Raw genomic sequence first — 20,151 nt, 5'->3', positions numbered from 1 at the left:
ATTGGGTGGCACCGCTCTGTGAGCCGTGCCACTGTGGAAATCGCTGGCATTCGCACACGGCCGAGACGGCCGTGGCACCCGGCCATCAGCGTCCGGACGGCGCTGCATCCTCGAGGACATTTTTCACGTCGGCGATGGTCCGGGGCGTGGCCGCGTAGGGGCGTCCCGTCGTCTGCATGAGGTGGACGCTCGAGTGAAGCAACAACGGGAGGACCAGCTTTTCTCCCACCTTTGGCTGATAGTGGCTGGTGTCGACGACGCCGGCCGATTTCCCGATCGCGATTCCGAAGTCGTCCGCGAAGCCCGGTTTGGCGCCGAGCACTTCCACCACACGGACGGAGTAATCCGGAGCGCTGGTCTCGGGGGGCTTCTCTTCCGAATCGGGTTTCCGGACTTCGACCACCTCACCGATGATCACCGCACCGGACTCCCGGGCCAGCGAGATCGAAGCGAGGTTCAGCGTGACGGGATTGGCCGTCCAGAACGCGAGCCCGGCGAGCAGCAGAATCCACGCGGCGGCCGCTCCGAGGACAAGCATCCGTCGTGATCGTCGCACAGCCATCCGTGGCGGCGGTTCGTTCACGACTGCCGGAAAGAGCTGGGGATTTCGATCACGTAGTCTTCGACGAAGGCTTCGCGAAAGTCGTAGAGGTGCGCGAAGTCGGCGAGGCGATCGCGTTCCGTCTTCCGCATCTCACCACGCTCGATCAGCTCGAACACGATCCGACCGACATCATCGGTCGTCTTGATGCCCCAGCTGCGAAGGACGGTTCCGGCGAGCATGCCGAACGCCTTGCTGGCGTATTCCCGGAAGCCGACGCACAGTTCCTGCCCGGAGATGTGGGCCGATTCGTCGTCGACGCTTTTGGGGCGCGGACGGGAAAGCCGCTGCTGAGTGAAGTGCAAAGCCTCCACGACGAAGTGATAAGCCTCTTCGTCATACCGCTTGCGTGACGCCGTCCGAGCGACTGCCTTCGCCATGACTACCTGTCTCATCTGAACTCGACGCGATCCGCGGGGGAGCGCTGCCCACATCCGGACTCGGCCGGATGACCGCAGAACTCCGCGAATCCTACGCAACATGGCCAATTCACGTCGAGTAGAACCGTCATGATTTTCCCCGGAAACAGAACAGACGTCGAGACCTGTTCCAGAAAAGTGGTCGCGAATCAGGGACATCGCCGGGAATCGCCAAGACTTCTCAGAGACCGCCCACAACAGAACCGGGCCTCGCCCGATCCATCGATTCGGCCTGATCTGATTGCGGAGCGGGGGGGAGTTGCTGACAATCAGGGAACTCCCTCCCCTGGCCCTGGTCCCCTCCATGCCGGCTCCTGCTTCTTCCCGAGGTCACCTGGTTCTCCGCGCCGCGGCCCTGTTGCCGCTGACGGTGGCTCTGGCCGCCGTGGTTGTCGGAGCGACTCCCGCCTCGGCGGCCGTCGACTACGAACGAGACGTGCTGCCGATCCTGAAACAGCACTGCTACGAGTGCCACGACGGCCGGAAACAGACGGCCGGTTTGCGACTCGACCTGCGAGCCCGTGCGATCCGGGGAGGGGAGTCGGGGGATGCGGGGATCGTGACGGGGCGACCGTCGGAGAGTTCGCTGTTTCAGCGCGTGGCCACGACTGACCCGGATGTCCGGATGCCCCCGGAAGGGCCCGGCTTGACTCCGAAGGAGATTTCCACGGTCAAGGAGTGGATCGAATCGGGGACCGTATGGCCCGACGCCCTCGCAGGGGATGAGCATGCCGCCCTCCGGCATTGGGCGTTCCAACCGCCAGTGCGGCCTGCGGTTCCGGCCGATCCCAGCGGCTGGTCGAGGAACCCGATCGACAATTTTGTCCGACGGAAGCTGGACGAGGAAGGACTCGCGCCGTCCCCCGAGGCCGACCGCGCCACGCTGCTCCGCAGGCTCAGCCTCGACCTGATTGGCCTCCCGCCGACGCTTGATGAACTCGACGCCTTCGAGGCGGATGAGAGCCCCGATGCCTGGTCGAAGCAGGTGGAGCGACTGCTGTCGTCGCCCCACTACGGGGAACGCTGGGGACGGGTCTGGCTGGACGCCGCCCGTTACGCCGACTCGGACGGCTTCGAGAAAGACAAGCCCCGGTTCGTCTGGTTTTACCGCGACTGGGTCGTCAACGCGTTGAACCGCGACCTTCCATACGACCAGTTCATCATCGAGCAGCTGGCGGGCGACCTGCTGCCGGATGCGACCCAGGACCAGGTGGTGGCGACCGGGTTTCTCCGCAACTCGATGATCAATGAAGAGGGGGGCGTCGACCCCGAGCAGTTCCGGATGGAGGCGATGTTCGACCGCATGGACGCGATCGGGAAATCGATCCTGGGGCTGACCGTGCAGTGCGCCCAGTGCCACGACCACAAGTATGACCCGATCAGCCAGGCCGATTATTACCGCCTGTTTGCCTTCCTGAATAACAGCACCGAAGGAAGCACGGCCGTCTACTCGCCGGAGGACCTCCAGAAAAAAGGGGAGGTGCTGCGCAAGGTGTCCGAGATCGAGACCGATCTCAAGCACACGACGCCGGACTGGGAGCCGCGTGTCGCGGCGTGGGAGGCGTCGCTTCCGCCGGAACCGAAGTGGATCATGGCCCGGCCCGAACTCGATACCTCGGGCGGGCAGAAGCACTACCTGCTGGATGACAGCTCGATTCTCGCCCAAGGCTATGCCCCCACGAAATCGACGACGGATTTCAGCTGTGCCATTTCGGATGTTCCCGAGATCAAGGCCGTTCGCCTGGAACTCCTGAACGACCCGAACCTGCCGCTTGGAGGGCCGGGGCGGGCGATCAACGGGCTGTGTGCCCTGACTGAGTTCATGGTCGACGCGGTTTCTCCCGAGCCGGGTGTGAAGCCGGTGAAGGTGAAATTCGTCAAGGCGATCGCCGACGCGAATCCCGCGGAAACCGAGCTTGATCCGATGTTCGCCGACAAGACGAACAAGCGGCGGGTGACCGGCCCCGTGGCGTTCGCGATCGACGGAGACCTGCTGACGGCATGGGGCATCGACGTCGGACCCGGGCGCAGCAACGTTCCCCGGACGGCGGTTTTCGTTCCGGAGACGCCCATTGCGAATCCGGCTGGCACACGGCTGACGTTCCGCCTGGCCCAGAATCACGGTGGCTGGAACAGCGACGACAATCAGACCAATAACCTGGGGCGATTCCGCCTGTCGGTGACGGGCGATGCCGTGATTGAAGACGCCTGCGTGCCTACGGCGGTGCGGGGCGTTCTGAGCGTTGCGGCGGGGCAACGGTCCCCGGCGCAGAGGGACGTCCTGTTCGGCCACTGGCGAACGACGGTTCCGGAGTTCCAGTCGCGGAACGACGAGATCGAGGCGCTGTGGCGATCGCACCCTCGCCCCTCATCGCAACTCGTCCTCCGAGAGCGACGCGAGCCTCGCACGACGCGCATGCTGAGGCGGGGTGATTTCCTGAAGCCGGCCGAGCCTGTCGAGCCGGGTGTGCCGGCGTTTCTCGGGGCGGTGCCGGGCGATTCCGAAAAAGACCGACTGACGCTGGCGCGGTGGATGGCCGATCGCCAGAACCCGACGACGGCGCGGTCCATCGTGAACCGGATCTGGCAGAGCGACTTCGGGGTGGGCCTGGTGTCCACGAGCGAGGATTTCGGCGTTCAATCGGAGCCGCCATCTCATCCGGAATTGCTGGACTGGCTGGCGGTCGAACTGATGGAGCCCTCAAACGACGCCCAGGGGGCGGCGCCGTGGAGCCTGAAGCACATTCACCGGCTGATCGTCCATTCCGCAACGTATCGGCAGTCCTCGAAGGTCTCGCCGGACCTGGCGCTTCGCGATCCTTACAACCGGCTCTTGGCGCGAGGAGCCCGATTCCGGGTGGACGCCGAACTGGTGCGCGATATTTCGCTCGCTGCATCGGGGTTGCTGAACCGGGAGACCGGAGGCCGGCCGGTCCATCCGCCGCTTCCCGACTTCATGCTGCAGCCGCCGGTGAGCTATGGCCCCAAGACCTGGAAAGAAGACACCGGCGTGCAGCGCTACCGCCGTGCGCTGTACACCTTCCGTTTCCGGTCGATTCCGTATCCGGTGCTGCAGGCGTTCGATGCCCCGAACGGCGACTTCTCATGCGTGCGGCGGGCGAGGTCGAATACCCCGCTGCAGGCGTTAATGACGCTGAATGAGCCCGTCTTCATGGAATGCGCCCGGGCGATGGGGAAGACGCTTCTGCTGGACGCAGGAGACGAACGACTGCGGATCCGGAAGGCGTTCCGGCAGTGCACGAGCCGCTGGCCTTCCGACGAGGAGCTGCACGTTGTGGCTGAGCTCTGGCGGCGTGAGAACGAGCGGTTCGCCGGAGACGACAAGGCGGCGTGGGAGGCGGCGGCCAGCGATCCGGCCCATCCCCCGATCCTGCCGCCTGGAGCGACACCCGCTCAGGCCGCGGCGTGGACGGCTGTCAGTCGTGTGCTGCTGAACCTCGATGAGACTATCACCCGCGAGTAGCCCGGCCCGACGTGGGCTGCGGATCCTCTGCCAGACGGCAGGGTTGCGCCTTGGAAGGGTGCCGATACCAAGTTCGCCTCACGGGGGGCGGCTTCGCGAGTCGGGACTGGCTGTTCCAGTGCATCAGAGCATTGACGCTGGCATCTCCCGGGGACGGGGCGTGTCGGGGCGCAATTGCGAAGAGTGAGGGGCCCGGGGGGAAGTGAGGGGCCCGGGGGGAAGATGGCCCGCGCAAATAGAAAGACCCTTGGCGAGTCGAAGGTCCGGGACGCGGGGCCGGAGTGGAGTACGGTTTCTGAAAAGCAACGTGGGTCAGGCTGCCTAGTCAGTTCCGCGTCTCTTTGACCTTCGCCATCAGCCAAGGGTCTTGCTGGGCGTTTGAAAGGATTGCAGACGACGTGCCGTTCCGCGCCGAGTTGTTGCGGAAAAGCGGATGGATTGAATTCGGCGCAACGAAGTGCATTCAGGGAATGGAGTTATACGTTTCGAACTTGTTTCGGCGCTTGGCGGCCTCTTGCCAGTGGCGCGCCGAAAAGGTACTGTGTGGCGGGGTTCGGCGCTGATTTCGGCGCTGGATCCTGTGAATATTTGTTCACAAGGTTAGATTGCCGATGTCCCCCAATCTACGAAAAGACCAGCTGGTCCTCACCTGCGTCTCGGCGCTGTGCGGACTCTTCAGCCTTTTCGCGTTGTGGTATGTCGCCTCCTCGCCCGACCTTCCCGTGCGGTGTGTGCTCTCCGAGGAATCGGTGGCCGAACTCGGGCTGCCGATCCGTTATGGCCCCCGCGAGGACGACTTCGATGGCAAGGTGCTGCCTGTCCCGGGCGACCGTCTGGTCTCGCTGGGGGGGAGGTCGATTCGTTCGTTTGTCGACTACACCTATGTCCTGGCCGATCTTCGGAGCCGGGTCAGCAGCCAGTACGGGCGGCTCAACAACTACGCCTCGCCAGCCGACCTGACTCCCGATTCGACGTACCGTTTTGTTGAGATCGAGAACGGCACCCGGTTCGTCCATGCCGTCTTTCGTTCGCATGTCGATGGCACGCTGCATGTCGGCTGGCTGAAAGTTCTACCCCAGCCGCTCACTCCGCTGGCGTGGTCGGTGCTGTGGCTGCTTCTCCAGTTCCCGATCGTGGTGCTGACCGGACTGACCTACTGGAAGCGGCCGGACGATCAGGCGGTTAAACTGTTTTTCATGGTCAGCAGCCTGGCGCTGGTGGCCTATACCGGCGGCAACCACTGGTGGGTCCTGGCGTCTTCACCACTGCTGACGCTGTCGTTCACGTCGGCGGCGGTGCTGTTTCCGGCGGTGCTGCTGCACTTCTTCCTCGTCTATCCGGCTCCCGATTCGCAGCGGGGCTCATCGGCGGTGATTCCGCTGGTGGTGTATCCGGTTCCGGTCGCGGCGATGTGCTCGGCCATCCTGTGCATGGTGATGGCGCGTCTGCTGTCGAGCGACTGGGGGCCCGGCGTGCTGCAGAGGGGGCTGCAGGGTTACCTGAGCAGCGGCTCCTCGGGGCTGATGGAGATCCTCCGGACAGGAGTCTTCGGCTATATCGGCGTGGCGGCGGTTTACTTCGTTGTCAGCATGGCCCGCCTGATCCGCAGCTATGTCGGGGCGCGGAATCCGCTCGAGCGGGCGCAGGTCCAGTGGATTCTGTGGGCGGGGATCGGCTCGTCCATCGCCATCTGTTACACGCTCTGGCTGGCCTACTTCCGGACTGATGATTTCGCGTTTGGGGCGGCGCGGGCGCCGATGATGGCGGCCAGCGGACTGTTCATGGTGGCTTACGCCGTCGGAATCGCCCGCTACAAGCTGATGCTGGTAGACCAGGTCCTCAGCCGGGGCATGTGGTATTATGTCCTCAGCGTGGGCCTGACGATCACGTTCGGTCTGAGCATCGCCGGCGTGGCCATCGCGGCGCTGTGGCGGGAAGGGAGCGGCTTCAATGATCCGCTGCCGATGGTCTTCGTTTTGACGGCGAGCGTTCTGGCGAGCAACTGGCTGCGGGACCGGCTGCAGCGGTCGATCGATCTTCGGTTCTTCCGCGAGAAGTACCCGCTCGACAAGGCGCTGCAGCGCATCAATCGTTCGATCACCAACGTGCTCGAACGCCGGGTCGTTGCCGACAACCTGCTCACATCGTGCTGCGAAGCCCTGCGGGTCGATCGCGGCGCGCTCTATCTCGTGGAGGACGACCGACAGAGGTTTCGGCTGTCGACCGTGATCGGGCGTTTCAACCTGCCCCTCCAGTTCAGCGAGGACGACTCGGTCCTGCAGCTGCTGATGGAAGAAGTGGCGGTGCAGCGCGTGCCCAGCGGGGCCTCGCCCATTCAGGACTGGCTGCGGGCCCACTCGGCCGAGTTCATCCAGGGACTGGAATCGGAAGGCCAGCTGGTTGGGGTGGTCGTCTTGGGGGCGAAGTCGAACGGAGCGGCCTATACGGGAGAAGACGTCACGTTCATCACCGCGATCGGGCGGGTGACGGGCGTGGCCCTGCACTGTGCCAAGGTGCATGCGGACATCAACAGGCTGAATGAAGATGTCCAGCAGCAGGCCCGGCATATTGCCGAACAGGAGAGGCGTATCGCGTTCCTCCAGGCGGAGCTTTCGCATCACGTGACCGACCCGCAGGCGGACGGGGATCTGACCGAGTTCCGCAGGGAGGCGATCAAGGGGACCAGCCCGGCGATCCAGGGGGTGCTGGAGACGGTTCGGAAGGTCGCCGCGAGCGAGGCTTCGGTCCTTCTGCGCGGCGAGAGCGGCACGGGCAAGGAGCTTCTCGCCCGCGCCATCCACGAGAACAGCCCGCGCGCCGATGGTCCGCTGGTGAGCGTCCACTGCGCGTCGCTGTCGCCGACACTGCTGGAAAGCGAACTCTTCGGACACGTCAAAGGGGCGTTCACCGATGCGCGGGACGCGCGGGTCGGCCGTTTTCAGCTGGCCGAGGGGGGGACGCTGTTCCTCGACGAAATTGGAGACATCTCGCTGGAAACCCAGATCAAGCTGCTGCGGGTGCTGCAGGAGCGGATCATCGAGCCGGTGGGAGGGTCACAGTCGATTCCGGTGGATGTGCGCGTCGTCGCTGCCACGCACCAGAACCTGGAGCGCCTGATCGCCGAAGGGAAGTTCCGGGAAGATCTTTACTACCGGCTGAACGTGGTGACGATCACGCTGCCGCCGCTGCGCGAGCGGCGTGAGGACCTGTTCGAACTGGCGCTGCACTTCCTGCGGCGGGCTGGCGAGCGTACGGGGCGGAGAGTCACCTCGATCGACGAAACCGCCATGCGGCGGCTGACGGAATACAACTGGCCCGGAAACATCCGTGAGCTGCAGAACATCATCGAGCGGGCCGTGGTGCTGGCGGAAGGGGCGTCGCTGACGGTGGCCGAACTTCCCGCAGAAATGCGGGAGCCTTCGACGCCGCTGCTGGGGCGTCGTTCGGAAGAGGCCGATCGTCCGCGCCGCCGCGCGTTGACCGTCGACGTCCTCGCCGCGCCCAGGCGGATCCTGGTCAGCGGCTCCAGTGATGAGAAGTCGATGCTGGAGGACGCGCTGCAGCGGGCGAACGGCAACAAGGCGGATGCGGCCCGTCTCCTCGGAATGCCGCGGAGCACCTACTACAGCAAGCTGAAGAAACACGGACTGGACTGAACGCTGTCCTCAGCACTGCCGCAGCCGACGCTGGCAGCGTCGGGAACAATCACGTTGTGACCGGTGCGTAGCGCCGCACAATTTCCCGGGCGCTTCGCAGACCATCCACCGCGGCGCTGACGATGCCACCCGCGTAGCCGGCTCCCTCGCCGACGGGGTAGAAGCCGGTGAAGCCGGGAGTGTCTCGCGACTCCGCATCCCGCTCGATGCGGACCGGCGCGCTGCCTCGCATTTCCGGTCCCACGAGCGTGGCGTTCTTCAGCATCATGCCGCGCGATTTCTGGTCGAGCTGCGGCAGGCCTCTGGCAATCGCCTGGGCAATCGCGGGAGGAAGCACTTCATGCAGGTCGGCCGGGATGACGCCCCGCTCGTAGGACGACGGAAGCTTGTCGGTGGACGCCGTGCGACGCCCCGCGACGAAATCGTTGGCCCACTGGATGGGGGCGAGGTAGTTGCGGCTGAGTTCGAACGCCAGTTTTTCGTAGCGAGCCTGCAGTTCGACGCCGGCCAGCGGATGCTCGCCGCCGAACTCGGCGGGCTGCAGAGTGACCATCAACCCGCTGTTGGCGAATGGGGAATCGTGGCGGGAGTTGCTCATGCCGTTCGAACAGAACAGGCCGGGATCGGAGACGCTGGGAATCACGTAGCCGCCGGCGCACATGCAGAACGTGTACAGGTCGCGGTCTCCTTTGGCGCCGAGCGAGTAGTCGGCGGCTCCGAGGAGATCCAGGTAACGCTCGTGCCCGTATTTCCAGCGGTTGACCTGCTCCTGCGGCTGCTCGATGCGGAGGCCGAGCTGGAAGGCCTTCTGGTGGATGGGCACGCCGGCGGCGAGCAGCCAGCGATAGGTTTCCCGCGCGCTGTGGCCGGGGGCGAAGATGACGACGTTCCCGGCGATGAAGCCGCTGCTCGTTTCCACGCCGACAATGCGGCCTTCCTGGCTGCGGAGTCCTTCGACGCGGCAGTCGAATCGGTATTCGCCTCCCAGCGCCTCGATCTTTCGGCGGTAGTTGCGGCAGATCATCGGGAGCTTGTTGCTGCCGAGGTGCGGTCGGTTCTCGTAGACCAGCGACGGGCGGCCGCCGCAATCGACAAACGACTGCAGCACCCAGTCGACATCGGCGCCGGTCATCCGGCAGGTCAACTTGCCGTCGGAAAACGCTCCGGCTCCTCCTTCGCCGAACAGGTAGTTGTTTTCGGGATCGTGAGGACCGCCGGAGTCGAACAGTCGGATGGCCGGGACTCGCTCTTTGACCGGCTTGCCGCGTTCCAGGATCAGGGGGGCGTATCCGCGCCGGGCCAGGTAGTAGCCGGCGAGGAGTCCGCCCGGGCCGGCGCCGACGACGATCGGGCGCTGGCCGAGGGGGGCCTTTCCGTCGGGGGGATCGTCGAACTGCTCCGGCTGATACTGGGCGACTTCACAGTCGCCGGGCTTCCTGGTGACGGTGACGCCGGGTCGGGGCTCGACCTCCAGCGTGTAGACGAACTTCATGTCACCGCGGGAGCGGGCGTCGAGGCTCTTTCGCAGGATCCGCAGGCGGGCGAGGTCACCCGGCTTCAGCCTGAGCTGCCGCGCAACAACGTCGTTCAGTTCCAGTTCGGACTGCTCGACGGACAGGCAAAGATTGGTGACGCGGAGGGACACGAAAACAGTTCAATGAACGCGGAGACACGAAGTTTGCAGAGACGCACTGAGGAGACGCTTCGGTTCGGCCATCGGAATCCACGTCGCCAGGATCGCCGCGTTCGACCAGAGACTGTGGAGCGGAGCAAGAGATGCCCTCCTCGCGTCTCCACGACCTCGGCGCCTCCGTGTTTTCCGGCCGACGATGCAGGTTACTCGCCGCCCTGCAGTTTGGTGAGGCGCTCGTTGGCGTCCTTGTATTCGTAGTCGACCACGAGGACTTCGCCGTAGTACTTCTCGGCCGCGGCCTTGTCGCCGACTTCTTCACAGATGCGGCCGAGGTTGTAGTAGGTCTTCTTGTACATATCGGGCTCCTGGTCGAAGCTGAGCTCCGGCAGGGCCCGTTCAAACTGTCCGCGGGCGAGCGAGCCCTTCTTGTCGTACAGGAAGCATTCGCCCAGCGCGACGAGTGCCTTGCCCCGCATCCGGGGATCCTGCGACGCCTTCTGAAGGTTCGGAATCGCCTGCTGCCATTTCTGGATGCGCATCAGGAGCAGGGCCAGGTCGTATTTCCGTCCCAGGTCGGCCGGATACTTCTCGACGCGGGCGCTGAGGACTTCGATCTGCCGCTTGAGAAGTTCCTGCGCCAGTGCGACGGTGTTCTGACGGTCGGTGTCCTTGCCGCTTGCGGCCGCCGTCTGCTTGGCGGCATCGAGGTTCAGCGCCAGCTGATCGAGCTCGACGTCTTCGAGAATCTCGGTGATCGCGGGGTCGTTGCCCGAGATTTCGAGCGCCTGGTTCAAGGTTTCGCGCGCTTCGTCGAGCTTGCGGTTCTTCCGCAGGTGATCGGCGAGTTTCAGGTACAGCCCCTTGTTCTGCGGTTCCTTGCGGATGGCATGCCGCATGTCGATCTCGACGGACTGACCCGGCGCGACGACTTCGCCTTTCCGGACGACTTCCTTGTTCACCCGCACGTCGCCGGTGTTCTTGGCGCCCTCGTAGCCGCCGGCTTCGATGGTCGTCTTCGTTTCCAGTGCCGCGATCTTCGAGCGGGCCTGGCCGTTCTTGGGATCGAGCTTGTAGAGGTGCCGCCAGACTCCGGCCGCTTCGGCGTACTGCCCCCGTTCTTCGAGAACGTTGGCGAGGGCGATATTGATGTCCAGGTTGTTCATGTCCCCCTGGCGGGCGAGCCCGTAGGCCCAGGCGGACATGTCGGTCCGCTCAGTCTCCTTGCAGATTTCGCCCAGGTCGACGTTGAGCCCGACGTCCCACGGATTGACGAGGAGGCCCTCTTCGCAGGCCTTGTCCGCGTCTTCCCAGTTTTTGGCGGCCTTAGATTTCTTGATGCGGCTCCGCAGGCCGACCAGTTTCGCCTTCGCGAGCGCTCCGGCACCCGATCCGTTGTCGTTGTATTTCTTTTTGGTGACGCCGCGCAGGTTCTGGCGAAAACCGATGTTGTCGGGCACGAGCTTGACGCACATGCCGAACATCTCGATGGCGAGGTCCCAGTTCTTCTTGTTGACCGCTTCCGTTCCCTTGCGGAAACAGTCGCTCGCCCAACGGTTCTTGTCGCCTCCGGCTGCCGGTGCCGCCATGTCGCTTGCCTCGATCGCTGCGTGATTGACTCGACGTGAGACCCTTGAGGATGGCGTACGGGGGAAGATCATTCAATTCCCCCGTCGGTGCACCCCTGGACATTCTACGCGGTTGCGGCGGACGAATGCATTTTCCCTGCCAAGGCGGTAGTCTGAATTTGAAATCCAACGCGCCGTCGCTTCCAGACGTACTGCTTCCCGGGCTCCCGTTCACCTTAGTCGCGTGCGCATGTCGACCCAGTCCTCTGCCAAATCTGACGCAGTCATCAACGTCGAGAACGTCACCCACCTGTTCAAGCAGCACAGGGCCCTCGACGGGATCAGCTTCCAGGTTGCGCCGAAGTCGCTGCATGGCTTCGTCGGCCCGAACGGAGCCGGAAAAACAACGACGCTGAAGATCATCTGCACGCTGCTGAAGCCTCAGTCCGGACGGATCGAGGTGTTTGGTTACAACGTCCGGGACGACGTGAAGGCCATCCGCCGCCGCATCGGCTACATGCCCGACCACTTCAGCATGTACAAGCAGATGACGGTGTTCGAGTACCTCGACTTCTTCGCGGCCGCCTACGGTTTCTCACTCAAAGACCGTGACCGGATTGTCGCCGACGTGCTGGCGCTGACCGACATGGACGGCCGGAAAGACGACCTGATTCAGGGTCTCTCCCGCGGCATGCAGCAGCGCGTGAGCCTCGCCCGCGTGCTCGTGAACGACCCGGACCTGCTCCTGCTCGACGAGCCGGCGTCGGGGCTCGATCCGCGGGCCCGCATCGAGCTGATGGAAATCCTCCGCGAGCTGCGGCGGATGGGCAAAACGATCTTCATCTCCAGCCACATCCTCAGCGAGCTGGCCGAGCTATGCGACAGCGTGACGATCGTCGACCGCGGGAAGACGAAGTACTCCGGCCCGATGGACGCGCTGCTCGAGACGACGTCGGAGAACCCGGTGTACCGGCTGCGCGTTGAGACGCAGAATGGAGAGGTCGACGGCTATCTCGACACACTCAAGACGCTTGGCGGCGTGCTGAGCGTCGACCCGGTCGAAGGCCGCCCCGAATACCGGATCGCGATCGATCCTGCCAGGACGGATGTGAACGGGCTCCTGCGAAACCTGCTCGACAAGAGCATCCCCATTGCCGGCTTCAGCAAGGATCAGCGCCACCTGAACGAAGCGTTCATGGACCTGACGGAACGCGGTGTGCGAACGTAAGGAACCTCGGCGGAATCTGCATCCTACTTCAGCTCGTCAAGCAGTTTTCCGATCCGGTATCCCGCTTCGACGACTCGCTTCTCCGACACCTTCCCGCCGTGCTTGAGGTAATCCTCCGTCACGGTGCAGGCCATGCTGTTGGCCGCGGCCCCACTCATGTCGAGGGCCTTCAGGAACGTCGTGATTTCCGAGTCGTAGACGTATTCCTTCGCCAGTTCGAAGCTCTCGGCCCGCCAGGTTGTCGGGTCGAGCGTCTGGATCGCCTTTTCACCGAGCGCGGCGAACTCGGGGTCGGCCATCATCGCCACGGCCCGGTTCTTCATTTCCACGACCTGGCCTCGCGAGCCGAGGAATCCATCCCACAGGGAATGCAGGTTGCCTCGCTGCGTGACTTTCACAAGGTTGCCGCCGCGGTCGCCTTCGTTCAGGTTGGGGAACAGCCGCTGCGAGAACATGGCTGATGCGTGGCATGGCTGGTGAATGTCTCCCGCCAGATGAAACAGCCAGCAGAACGCCACGGCCCGTTCCGGAGCGGGGGCGCCAGGATCGAAGGCCGTTTTCCGGGAGAGCGCGATCGCCTGGAGGGCGTTCAGTTCGTTGGGATTGCTGAGGTCGGCCGGAAGTGTTGTGACCATGTTGAGCGTCAGCCGGCTTTCCATGGCGGCCCGGTCGGCTTCTGTGAGGAACAGGGGCAGATCCTGGTAATGCCAGGGGCCGTGGTTGTACTTGTCCTTGTCCGCCCCTTTGAAGTCGCGCGTCAGGTCGGGCCAGATCGAGCATTGCTGAACGATCCACTCGCCTTCGAGTTCGGGCGGAACGTCCTTCGGCATCTTCGAGCGGAAATCCTGCTCGAAGCGGGGATGCTGCCGGAGGATGTCGACGAGCGTCTTCTGTTGCTCGGGAGTCAGTCGGCGATAGGCGATGGAGGCGATGATCTTGTGGCCGCAGTCCCACCAGGCGTTGCCGATGGTTGCCCAGCACACTGCCAGCGCGAGGACGAGCACGCGAGACATCCAGCGTTTTGAACCCACGAGCGCGTCTCCTCGATGCGTGACAATCGATGCTTCAGGTTGCCTGTGATCCTACTGCTTTCCCACAGAAGTGCAGCGCCGCCAGCGATGATCGGGCGCGATGAAGATTTCATGAACGCCGTCGGAAAACTGCGCGACGGCATCGAGCCGGAGGCCGCCAAACGGACCGGTTCACGTGTGATTATGCGACAGGGCCGCCCGCAATTCGTCGACTTCGTTTGCAGCACCGGAGCATCTCGCTGACGATCATGCCGCGTTCGACCTGAGTTCGACCTCGAAGGCTCCCTATGCGCGCTGCTCTCTCCGCCCTGTTCGTTTTCGGGATGGTGTCCGTTCTTCCCGCCGCCGACCCGCTGCCGCGGATTCCCGCGACGGAGCCGAAAGACGTCGCTGCAAAGTTTCACGCGCAGCATCGGTTCACGATGGACCTTCTGGCCGCGGAGCCACTGACGACCGACCCCGTGGCGATGGTGTACGACGAGAACGGGCGGGCCTGGGTCGTCGAAATGAGCGACTACCCGTACACCGACAAGAAGAACGACGTCGCCTGGCAGGACAGCACGAAAGATCTCCCGCTTGGCAAGGTGCGCATTCTCGAAGACACCGATGGCGACGGCGACTTCGACAAGAGCACGATCTTTGCCCGCGACCTCTCCTGGCCGACCGGCATCGCCCTGTTCAAAGGGGGCGTCTACATCGCCGCCACGCCGGACATCTGGTACCTCAAGGACACGGACGGCGATCTCCAGGCGGATGTCCGTGAGAAAGTGTTTACCGGCTTCCGGAAGTACAACGTCCAGGCGGTGATGAACAATCTCGCCTGGGGGCTCGATCACAAGATCTATGGCGCGGGTTCCAGCAACGGCGGCACGATTCAGACCGTCGGCAACGAGGGCGTGAAGCCGGTGGCCCTCTCCCGGAACGACTATTCGATCGATCCGAACACGCGCGAGTTCGAAGCGATTTCCGGTGGCGCCCGGTTCGGGAACTCGTTCGACGACTGGGGGAACCGGTTCCTCTGCAACATCCGCAACCCGATCCAGCATGTCCTCCTTCCCAGCCGGTATCTGAAGCGGAATCCGTTCCTCGTCGCCCCGGCCGCCGTGCACGACGTAGCCGAGGCGGGGGATACGCTGCCGGTGTATCGCACGAGCCCGCCGGAACCGTGGCGCACGCTGCGGGCCGAACGCTACGTGGCGGAAGGGACCGTCATCCCGCGGAGCGAGACGAACCAGGCCTACTTCACGTCTTCCAGCGGCGTCACGGTCTATCGCGGGTCGGCCTATCCGTCCGAGTTCAGAAACAACGTGTTCGTTGGCGAGGTGGCCGGCAACCTGATTCATCGCCAGGCCCTTGAGAAGGATGGAGTCACGTTCCGTTCCCACCGGACGGAACAGAATGCCGAGTTCGTCACCTCGGACGACAACTGGTTCCGGGCGGTCAACTTCGTCAACGCCCCCGACGGCACGCTGCACGTGCTCGACATGTATCGCGAAACGATCGAGCACCCGTGGTCGATCCCCGACGATATCAAGGCCATGATCGACCTGGAGAGCGGTCGCGATCGCGGCCGGATCTATCGCCTGAGTCCGCCCGGATTCCAGGCCCCCAAGCCGCCGAGGCTTGGCCAGGCGACCACGGAGGAACTGGTTTCGTTGCTGGATCATCCGAATGCGTGGCATCGGGAGACGGCTCATCGCCTGCTGTTTGAGAAGCAGGACCGTTCGGCCATCGAGCCGTTGAAGAAACTCGTCCGCAGCGGCACGCCCCTGGGGCGATCGCATGCGCTGTGGTCGCTGGAAGGGCTGAAGTCGCTGGCCGACGACGATCTGCTTGCCGTGCTGAGCGACGCATCGGCGGGAGTACGCGAGCAGGCAATTCGCCTCGCGGAATCGCGTTTCGCCAGCTCACCGGCCGTCCTGGCGAAGGCCGCGAGGCTGGTCGACGACGAAGAGATTCGGGTGCGATTCCAGCTTGCGTTCTCGCTGGGGGAGGTCCGCGATCCGGTCGCAACGGGCGCGTTGATGCGGCTGGTCGAGCGTGACTCCGGGGATTCCTGGATGCGTGTGGCGATTCTCAGTTCGCTCGTCGACGGTGCGGATGAGGTTCTGGTCCAGCTCCTCAAGCAGACGCCGCTCGATCCGCAGGCCGGGCCAAGGATTCTCCGACGGCAGCTGGCCGTTTGCGTCGGTGCGCGCAAGCGGCCGGACGAACTGGCGTCCGTGTTCGCCGCGCTGACGTCCGTGTCCGTTCCCGATTCGGAACGTCCCGCGCTGTTGAGCGTTCTGGCGGGGCTGGGAGAGGGACTTAAGCGGGCAAGGGTTCCGCTGCGAACGGCAGCAGGCCAGGCCGGGCCGGACGTCGAGACTCGGATCGACGCGCTGCTCAAGGATTCCGCCCGGATCGCGGCGGATGATTCCGCGGCCGAAGAGATGCGTCTCGAAGCGATCGAACTGGTGGGGCTGGATGGCTTCGCGGTCGCGCGCGAGGTGCTCTCGATGCTGCTCGCCCCAAGGCATTCCACGAATGTCCAGCGGGCCGCGGTCCGGACTCTGACGGCGTTTCCGGATGCGGACGTGACGCCGCTGATGCTCGAACATTGGCGCGGGCTTTCCCCCGCATTGCGGACGGAAGTCGTCGATCAGCTTCTGGCAAGAGCCGACCGCACGGTGGCCGTTCTGGAAGCGATCGAGGCTGGAACGATTCCCGCCTCGCAGATCAGCCCTGCGCGTCGAACACTGCTCCTTAAACACAAAGACGCCGCGATCGCCGCTCGAGCCGGCCGGCTGCTGGCGGCCGAGCCTGCAGGACGCCGCAAGGAAGTGGTCGCCGAATATCAATCGGTCCTCAATCTCGCTGGCGACGCCCGGCGCGGCCAGGCGCTGTTCGAGAAGGAATGCATCACCTGCCATAAGAATGGCGACAAGGGGTATGATGTCGGACCGAATCTCTCGACGATCCGCCATCGCACCCCCGCGGAAGTCCTGATGCATATTCTCGACCCCAATCGCGAAGTCGGGCCGAACTTCGTCAACTACGTGGTTTCGATCGACGACGGGCGGATCGCGACCGGCATTATCGAGAGCGAAACCGCGACGAGCGTCGTCCTCAAGCGGGCCGAAGGCGTGACAGAGACGCTGCTACGGGCCAACATTGAGGCGATGTCCAACAGCGGCCAGTCGCTGATGCCGGAAGGGCTCGAGAAAAAGCTCTCCCAGCAGGACATGGCCGATCTCCTTGTCTTCCTGCTCGGAAAGAAATGAGCCATGCGGAGCCATCAGGCGGCACAGGCGGTCGGTTTGTGCTTTCTCCTGGTGGGCTCCGCGTCCGCCGCCGAACAGGTCCGCCCGAATATCGTGCTGATCATCGCCGACGACCTCGGTCGCGGAGAGCCGGGCTGTTACGGCGGCGACCTGCCGACTCCGAACATCGACTCCCTCGCGGCAGCCGGCATCCGGTTCAATGCGGGATACGTGACCGCGCCGTTCTGCGCGGCCTCGCGTGCGGCCCTGCTCACGGGCCGTTACCAGAACCGCTACGGCTTCGAGTTCAATCCCATCGGCGCGGCTAATGCCGATCCCGAAGTCGGGCTGCCGCTTTATGAAACCACGCTGCCGGACCTCCTGCGCCTGGCGGGCTACTCGACGGCGCTGATCGGGAAATGGCACCTTGGAGGCACCGCTGCATTTCATCCGCAGCGCCGAGGATTCGATGAGTTCTTCGGCTTTCTCCACGAAGGGCACACCTACGTTCCGTCACCGTTTGAGGGGCACGTCACCTGGCTGCGTCGGCGCAGGCTGCCGGATGGAGGAGTCGGTCGCTGGACGTCGCCGGATGGACGCATGATCTGGTCAACGCATCTCAACAGCTTCGAGCCTGATTACGACGCCGACAATCCGATCCTGCGATCGAGCCAGCCTGTTGATGAGCGTGAGAATCTCACCGATGCGTTCACCCGCGAGGCCGAACGCTTCCTCGAACGGAACCGGTCGCAGCCGTTCTTCCTGTGCCTGTCGTACAACGCGGTCCACAGCCCCATTCAGGCGCGGAGCGACGACCTCGGGAAATTCGCCCACATCGAGGACATTCATCGCCGTCTCTTCGCCAGCATGCTTTCGCATCTGGACGATGGAATCGGCCGGGTCGTTCACAAGCTGCGGGAACTGGGGATCGAAGAGAACACGCTGGTCGTGTTTCTGAGCGACAATGGCGGGCCGACGCGTGAGCTGACCTCAAGCAACCACCCCTTTCGTGGTCAGAAGGGACAGCTCTTCGAAGGGGGCATTCGAGTTCCGATGATCATGAAGTGGCCCGCGCGCTATCCGAAAGGACGGGTTGAAGAGCGGATGGTCAGCGCGCTCGATCTTCTCCCGACGGCGACCGCCGCGGCCGGACTGACGGGACTGCAGGGGCTGGACGGCGTCGATCTGACCCCGGCCCTGTCGACCGACTCGACCGATGAGATTCACGCCGGTCACTACTGGCGGGTTGGTGAATCGGCGGCCTATCGAGCGGGCGATTGGAAGATTCTCTGTCGCTTCCACGAAGCGGGGCTGCCGGTCTGGGAACTGTTCAACCTGAAGGATGACCCGGCCGAGTCGACGAATCTGGCTGCGAAGAATCCTGAACAGGTCGACCGCCTGGAGAGGGCGTGGCGCGTCCTCAACAACCGGATGATTCCTCCGAACTGGTTGCAGGGGGGGCGTCGAACGACGCAGGACGAACGCGACGCTGCCCGACACCTGTTCAACGCGCCTCAGCGGATGATCCCCTGAATGTGTCCCGGCCGCCGCTGCGAGGCCGGTGAGCGTACGAGGAGGGCAGGGCCCGATGAGCGACGTGGCCTCGGCCGTCGGACGTCGACCGTCAGAAATCGACCTGGGCCCGGATGCCGAACAGGTCGGTCTGGCTTTTCGGGAAGGCCGCGTTGTCCGCGATGGCGTGGACCCAGTTAAACACGGTCTTCAGATAAGGGTTCATGTACCAGTTCACGCCGACGGTGTAGTCGGTCAGGGTTCCGCCCCGGATGTTCTCGTCGTTCAGGTCGAGATACGAAAACCGCGCCGCCACTTCCCACGCGCCGAAGCCTGGTCCGTTCCCGTTGTCTCTCCAGAACCTCATGTTCTGGTATGGAATCACCCGGTCGATCGCGCCGGCCTTTCGGTCGTAAGGACGATGCTCTCCGGTCAGGAAGTAACCCACCTGGGCATACATGCCCGGCAGCACTCCCATGGGGTTTCCCCCGGACTGGTCCACGAAATTCACCATCGCTTCCGACTGCAGCGAGAACGCTCCCTTCACCCAGAGGAATTCGGTTCCCAGGACGTTGTAGACGTTCACGTTGAGGTTTCCCGTCTCAACGAAGAACGGAACTCCGTTCAGCGGGCCGGGGATTGGTTGCCCGCTCGATCCCACGGGAATGTCGTTGCCGTGCGCTCCGACGAACATCTCCGGAATCGTGCGGAAATTGACGACCCCGTTGACGGGCGCATTGAAGAAATGGCCCAGCCCCAGGTGCAGGTATTGCTGGCCTTCGTCGGACCAGCAGGGGAGGAACGTCACGCGTTCGGCCGTTCCGTAGCCGCTGTTGTTGGAATACGTGCCGCCAAACTGGTCCTGGCCGCTTCGGAAGCCAGAGACGGCCCAGGTTATCGTCTGGTCGGCGTTCTGGTCGTAGAAGCCGACGCCGAGTCGGCGAAACGGGGTGAATGCCTGGAACAGTGAGGAACGCTCCATGAGGGTCGTGTACCGGAAGCTGCTGACGACCTCGAGACTGAAGGGCTGCTTCCACTGTCCGGCCCTGACGGTCCCCAGGTAGGGAACTTCCTCCTGCTCGACCCAGATGTCGGTGATGGTCGGACGTCCGATTCCCGCGGTTCCCAGGTCGAACTGGAACAGGTAATTCGTGTGTTCGGCCACACTCCCTTTTGCCGAGAGCCGGGCCCGCCGAAACCCCGCTCCGTCTTCAATTCTTCCGAACTCGTTCAGGCTGTCCTCATCCTGGTGGACCCAGCCCGCGTCCGCCTGGAACACCCCGTTCATCTGGAGGTTCGGATATTTCTTCTGAGCGGCCCTCTGCTGGAACGCCTTGAAGGCCTTCTGCAGCGCGGAGAGTTGCTCCCCCTGGGCGTCGAGGCGGGCTGCCGATGCAGCGGCTGCGGATTCGGCCTCGGTCCCTTGTTCGAGCGGCTCCGTGGACGCCGCTCGGGTCGGGGCATCGAACGCGGCCACTCCGGTCGCGGCGGGGAGGTCAGGAAACTTCTGATCCGGCGCGGTCAGGCCCGCGCGCTCGATGGTCTCGAGCCGCTGCGACAGGTCCTGCTTTTCCACTTCCAGCTTTTCGATCCGTTCGATCAGGCGGGAGAGTTCGTCGTTCTGGGGAGACTGGGCCAGCGCGGACTGACCGGCAAGTAGCATGGCAAGCATCAGGACGAGGGCGCCCAGCGCCGCCTTCCGATGGTCGCTCATGAGACACTGCCGCCGCATTCTTCCCATCCTTGTGAGAGGTCCGCCGGTGTGCCCGATTTCCTGGCC

General features: G+C 64.0%; 11 protein-coding genes. 5 read left to right on the top strand and 6 right to left on the bottom strand.

Going from position 1 to position 20,151, the window contains the following annotated elements:
• Positions 1-85: 85 nt before the first annotated feature.
• Complete coding sequence (locus Pan44_RS06285; protein ID WP_145028344.1) at positions 86-562, bottom strand: hypothetical protein; 477 nt, start codon at positions 560-562, stop codon at positions 86-88.
• A 17-nt stretch (positions 563-579) separates the two neighbouring features.
• Positions 580-981: a Minf_1886 family protein gene (locus Pan44_RS06280; protein ID WP_145028342.1), complete on the bottom strand. Its 402-nt coding sequence runs from the start codon at positions 979-981 to the stop codon at positions 580-582.
• Positions 982-1,324: 343 nt separating this feature from the next.
• Here Pan44_RS06280 and Pan44_RS06275 point away from each other — a divergent pair, with 343 nt between their 5' ends.
• On the top strand, positions 1,325-4,504 hold the full coding sequence (locus tag Pan44_RS06275) for a PSD1 and planctomycete cytochrome C domain-containing protein (RefSeq protein WP_145028340.1): 3,180 nt from the start codon (positions 1,325-1,327) through the stop codon (positions 4,502-4,504).
• Between the two features lie 611 nt (positions 4,505-5,115).
• A complete protein-coding gene (locus Pan44_RS06270; protein ID WP_145028338.1) occupies positions 5,116-8,160 on the top strand; it encodes a sigma-54-dependent Fis family transcriptional regulator in 3,045 nt (1,014 codons plus the stop codon).
• Between the two features lie 49 nt (positions 8,161-8,209).
• Here the strand turns inward: Pan44_RS06270 and Pan44_RS06265 are convergent, their stop codons facing one another.
• Together Pan44_RS06265 and Pan44_RS06260 are read right to left on the bottom strand one after the other, a co-directional pair.
• A complete protein-coding gene (locus Pan44_RS06265) occupies positions 8,210-9,805 on the bottom strand; it encodes an NAD(P)/FAD-dependent oxidoreductase (protein ID WP_145028336.1) in 1,596 nt (531 codons plus the stop codon).
• Between the two features lie 191 nt (positions 9,806-9,996).
• Entirely contained in the window at positions 9,997-11,379 is a 1,383-nt protein-coding gene (locus tag Pan44_RS06260) for a tetratricopeptide repeat protein (protein ID WP_197453900.1), read from the bottom strand.
• A gap of 229 nt (positions 11,380-11,608) precedes the next feature.
• Here Pan44_RS06260 and Pan44_RS06255 point away from each other — a divergent pair, with 229 nt between their 5' ends.
• On the top strand, positions 11,609-12,586 hold the full coding sequence (locus Pan44_RS06255) for an ABC transporter ATP-binding protein (RefSeq protein WP_145028332.1): 978 nt from the start codon (positions 11,609-11,611) through the stop codon (positions 12,584-12,586).
• Positions 12,587-12,609: 23 nt separating this feature from the next.
• Here the strand turns inward: Pan44_RS06255 and Pan44_RS06250 are convergent, their stop codons facing one another.
• Positions 12,610-13,617 carry a S1/P1 nuclease gene (locus tag Pan44_RS06250; protein WP_145028330.1) on the bottom strand — a complete coding sequence of 336 codons (1,008 nt, stop codon included), beginning with the start codon at positions 13,615-13,617 and terminating at the stop codon, positions 12,610-12,612.
• Positions 13,618-13,904: 287 nt separating this feature from the next.
• Between Pan44_RS06250 and Pan44_RS06245 the strand changes: the two genes are divergently transcribed.
• Entirely contained in the window at positions 13,905-16,880 is a 2,976-nt protein-coding gene (locus tag Pan44_RS06245) for a PVC-type heme-binding CxxCH protein (protein ID WP_145028328.1), read from the top strand.
• Positions 16,881-16,883: 3 nt separating this feature from the next.
• A complete protein-coding gene (locus tag Pan44_RS06240; RefSeq protein WP_145028326.1) occupies positions 16,884-18,392 on the top strand; it encodes a sulfatase-like hydrolase/transferase in 1,509 nt (502 codons plus the stop codon).
• 91 nt (positions 18,393-18,483) lie between these two features.
• On the opposite strand, the gene Pan44_RS06235 is transcribed toward Pan44_RS06240, so the two are convergent.
• Positions 18,484-20,085 carry a porin gene (locus tag Pan44_RS06235; RefSeq protein ID WP_197453899.1) on the bottom strand — a complete coding sequence of 534 codons (1,602 nt, stop codon included), beginning with the start codon at positions 20,083-20,085 and terminating at the stop codon, positions 18,484-18,486.
• Positions 20,086-20,151: the final 66 nt, after the last annotated feature.

This window comes from Caulifigura coniformis (assembly GCF_007745175.1).
Taxonomy (GTDB): Bacteria; Planctomycetota; Planctomycetia; order Planctomycetales; family Planctomycetaceae; genus Caulifigura; species Caulifigura coniformis.
Note: the sequence above shows the minus strand (reverse complement) of the source record. Positions and strands in the feature narration are given on the sequence as shown.

Excerpts from the sequence above, each read along its gene's own strand:
- Pan44_RS06280 (WP_145028342.1), bottom strand. The coding sequence starts at position 981 with ATGGCGAAGGCAGTCGCTCGGACGGCGTCACGCAAGCGGTATGACGAA.
- Pan44_RS06270 (WP_145028338.1), top strand. The coding sequence starts at position 5,116 with ATGTCCCCCAATCTACGAAAAGACCAGCTGGTCCTCACCTGCGTCTCG.
- Pan44_RS06240 (WP_145028326.1), top strand. The coding sequence starts at position 16,884 with ATGCGGAGCCATCAGGCGGCACAGGCGGTCGGTTTGTGCTTTCTCCTG.
- Pan44_RS06275 (WP_145028340.1), top strand. The coding sequence starts at position 1,325 with ATGCCGGCTCCTGCTTCTTCCCGAGGTCACCTGGTTCTCCGCGCCGCG.
- Pan44_RS06235 (WP_197453899.1), bottom strand. The coding sequence starts at position 20,085 with ATGAGCGACCATCGGAAGGCGGCGCTGGGCGCCCTCGTCCTGATGCTT.
- Pan44_RS06255 (WP_145028332.1), top strand. The coding sequence starts at position 11,609 with ATGTCGACCCAGTCCTCTGCCAAATCTGACGCAGTCATCAACGTCGAG.
- Pan44_RS06245 (WP_145028328.1), top strand. The coding sequence starts at position 13,905 with ATGCGCGCTGCTCTCTCCGCCCTGTTCGTTTTCGGGATGGTGTCCGTT.
- Pan44_RS06285 (WP_145028344.1), bottom strand. The coding sequence starts at position 562 with ATGGCTGTGCGACGATCACGACGGATGCTTGTCCTCGGAGCGGCCGCC.
- Pan44_RS06260 (WP_197453900.1), bottom strand. The coding sequence starts at position 11,379 with ATGGCGGCACCGGCAGCCGGAGGCGACAAGAACCGTTGGGCGAGCGAC.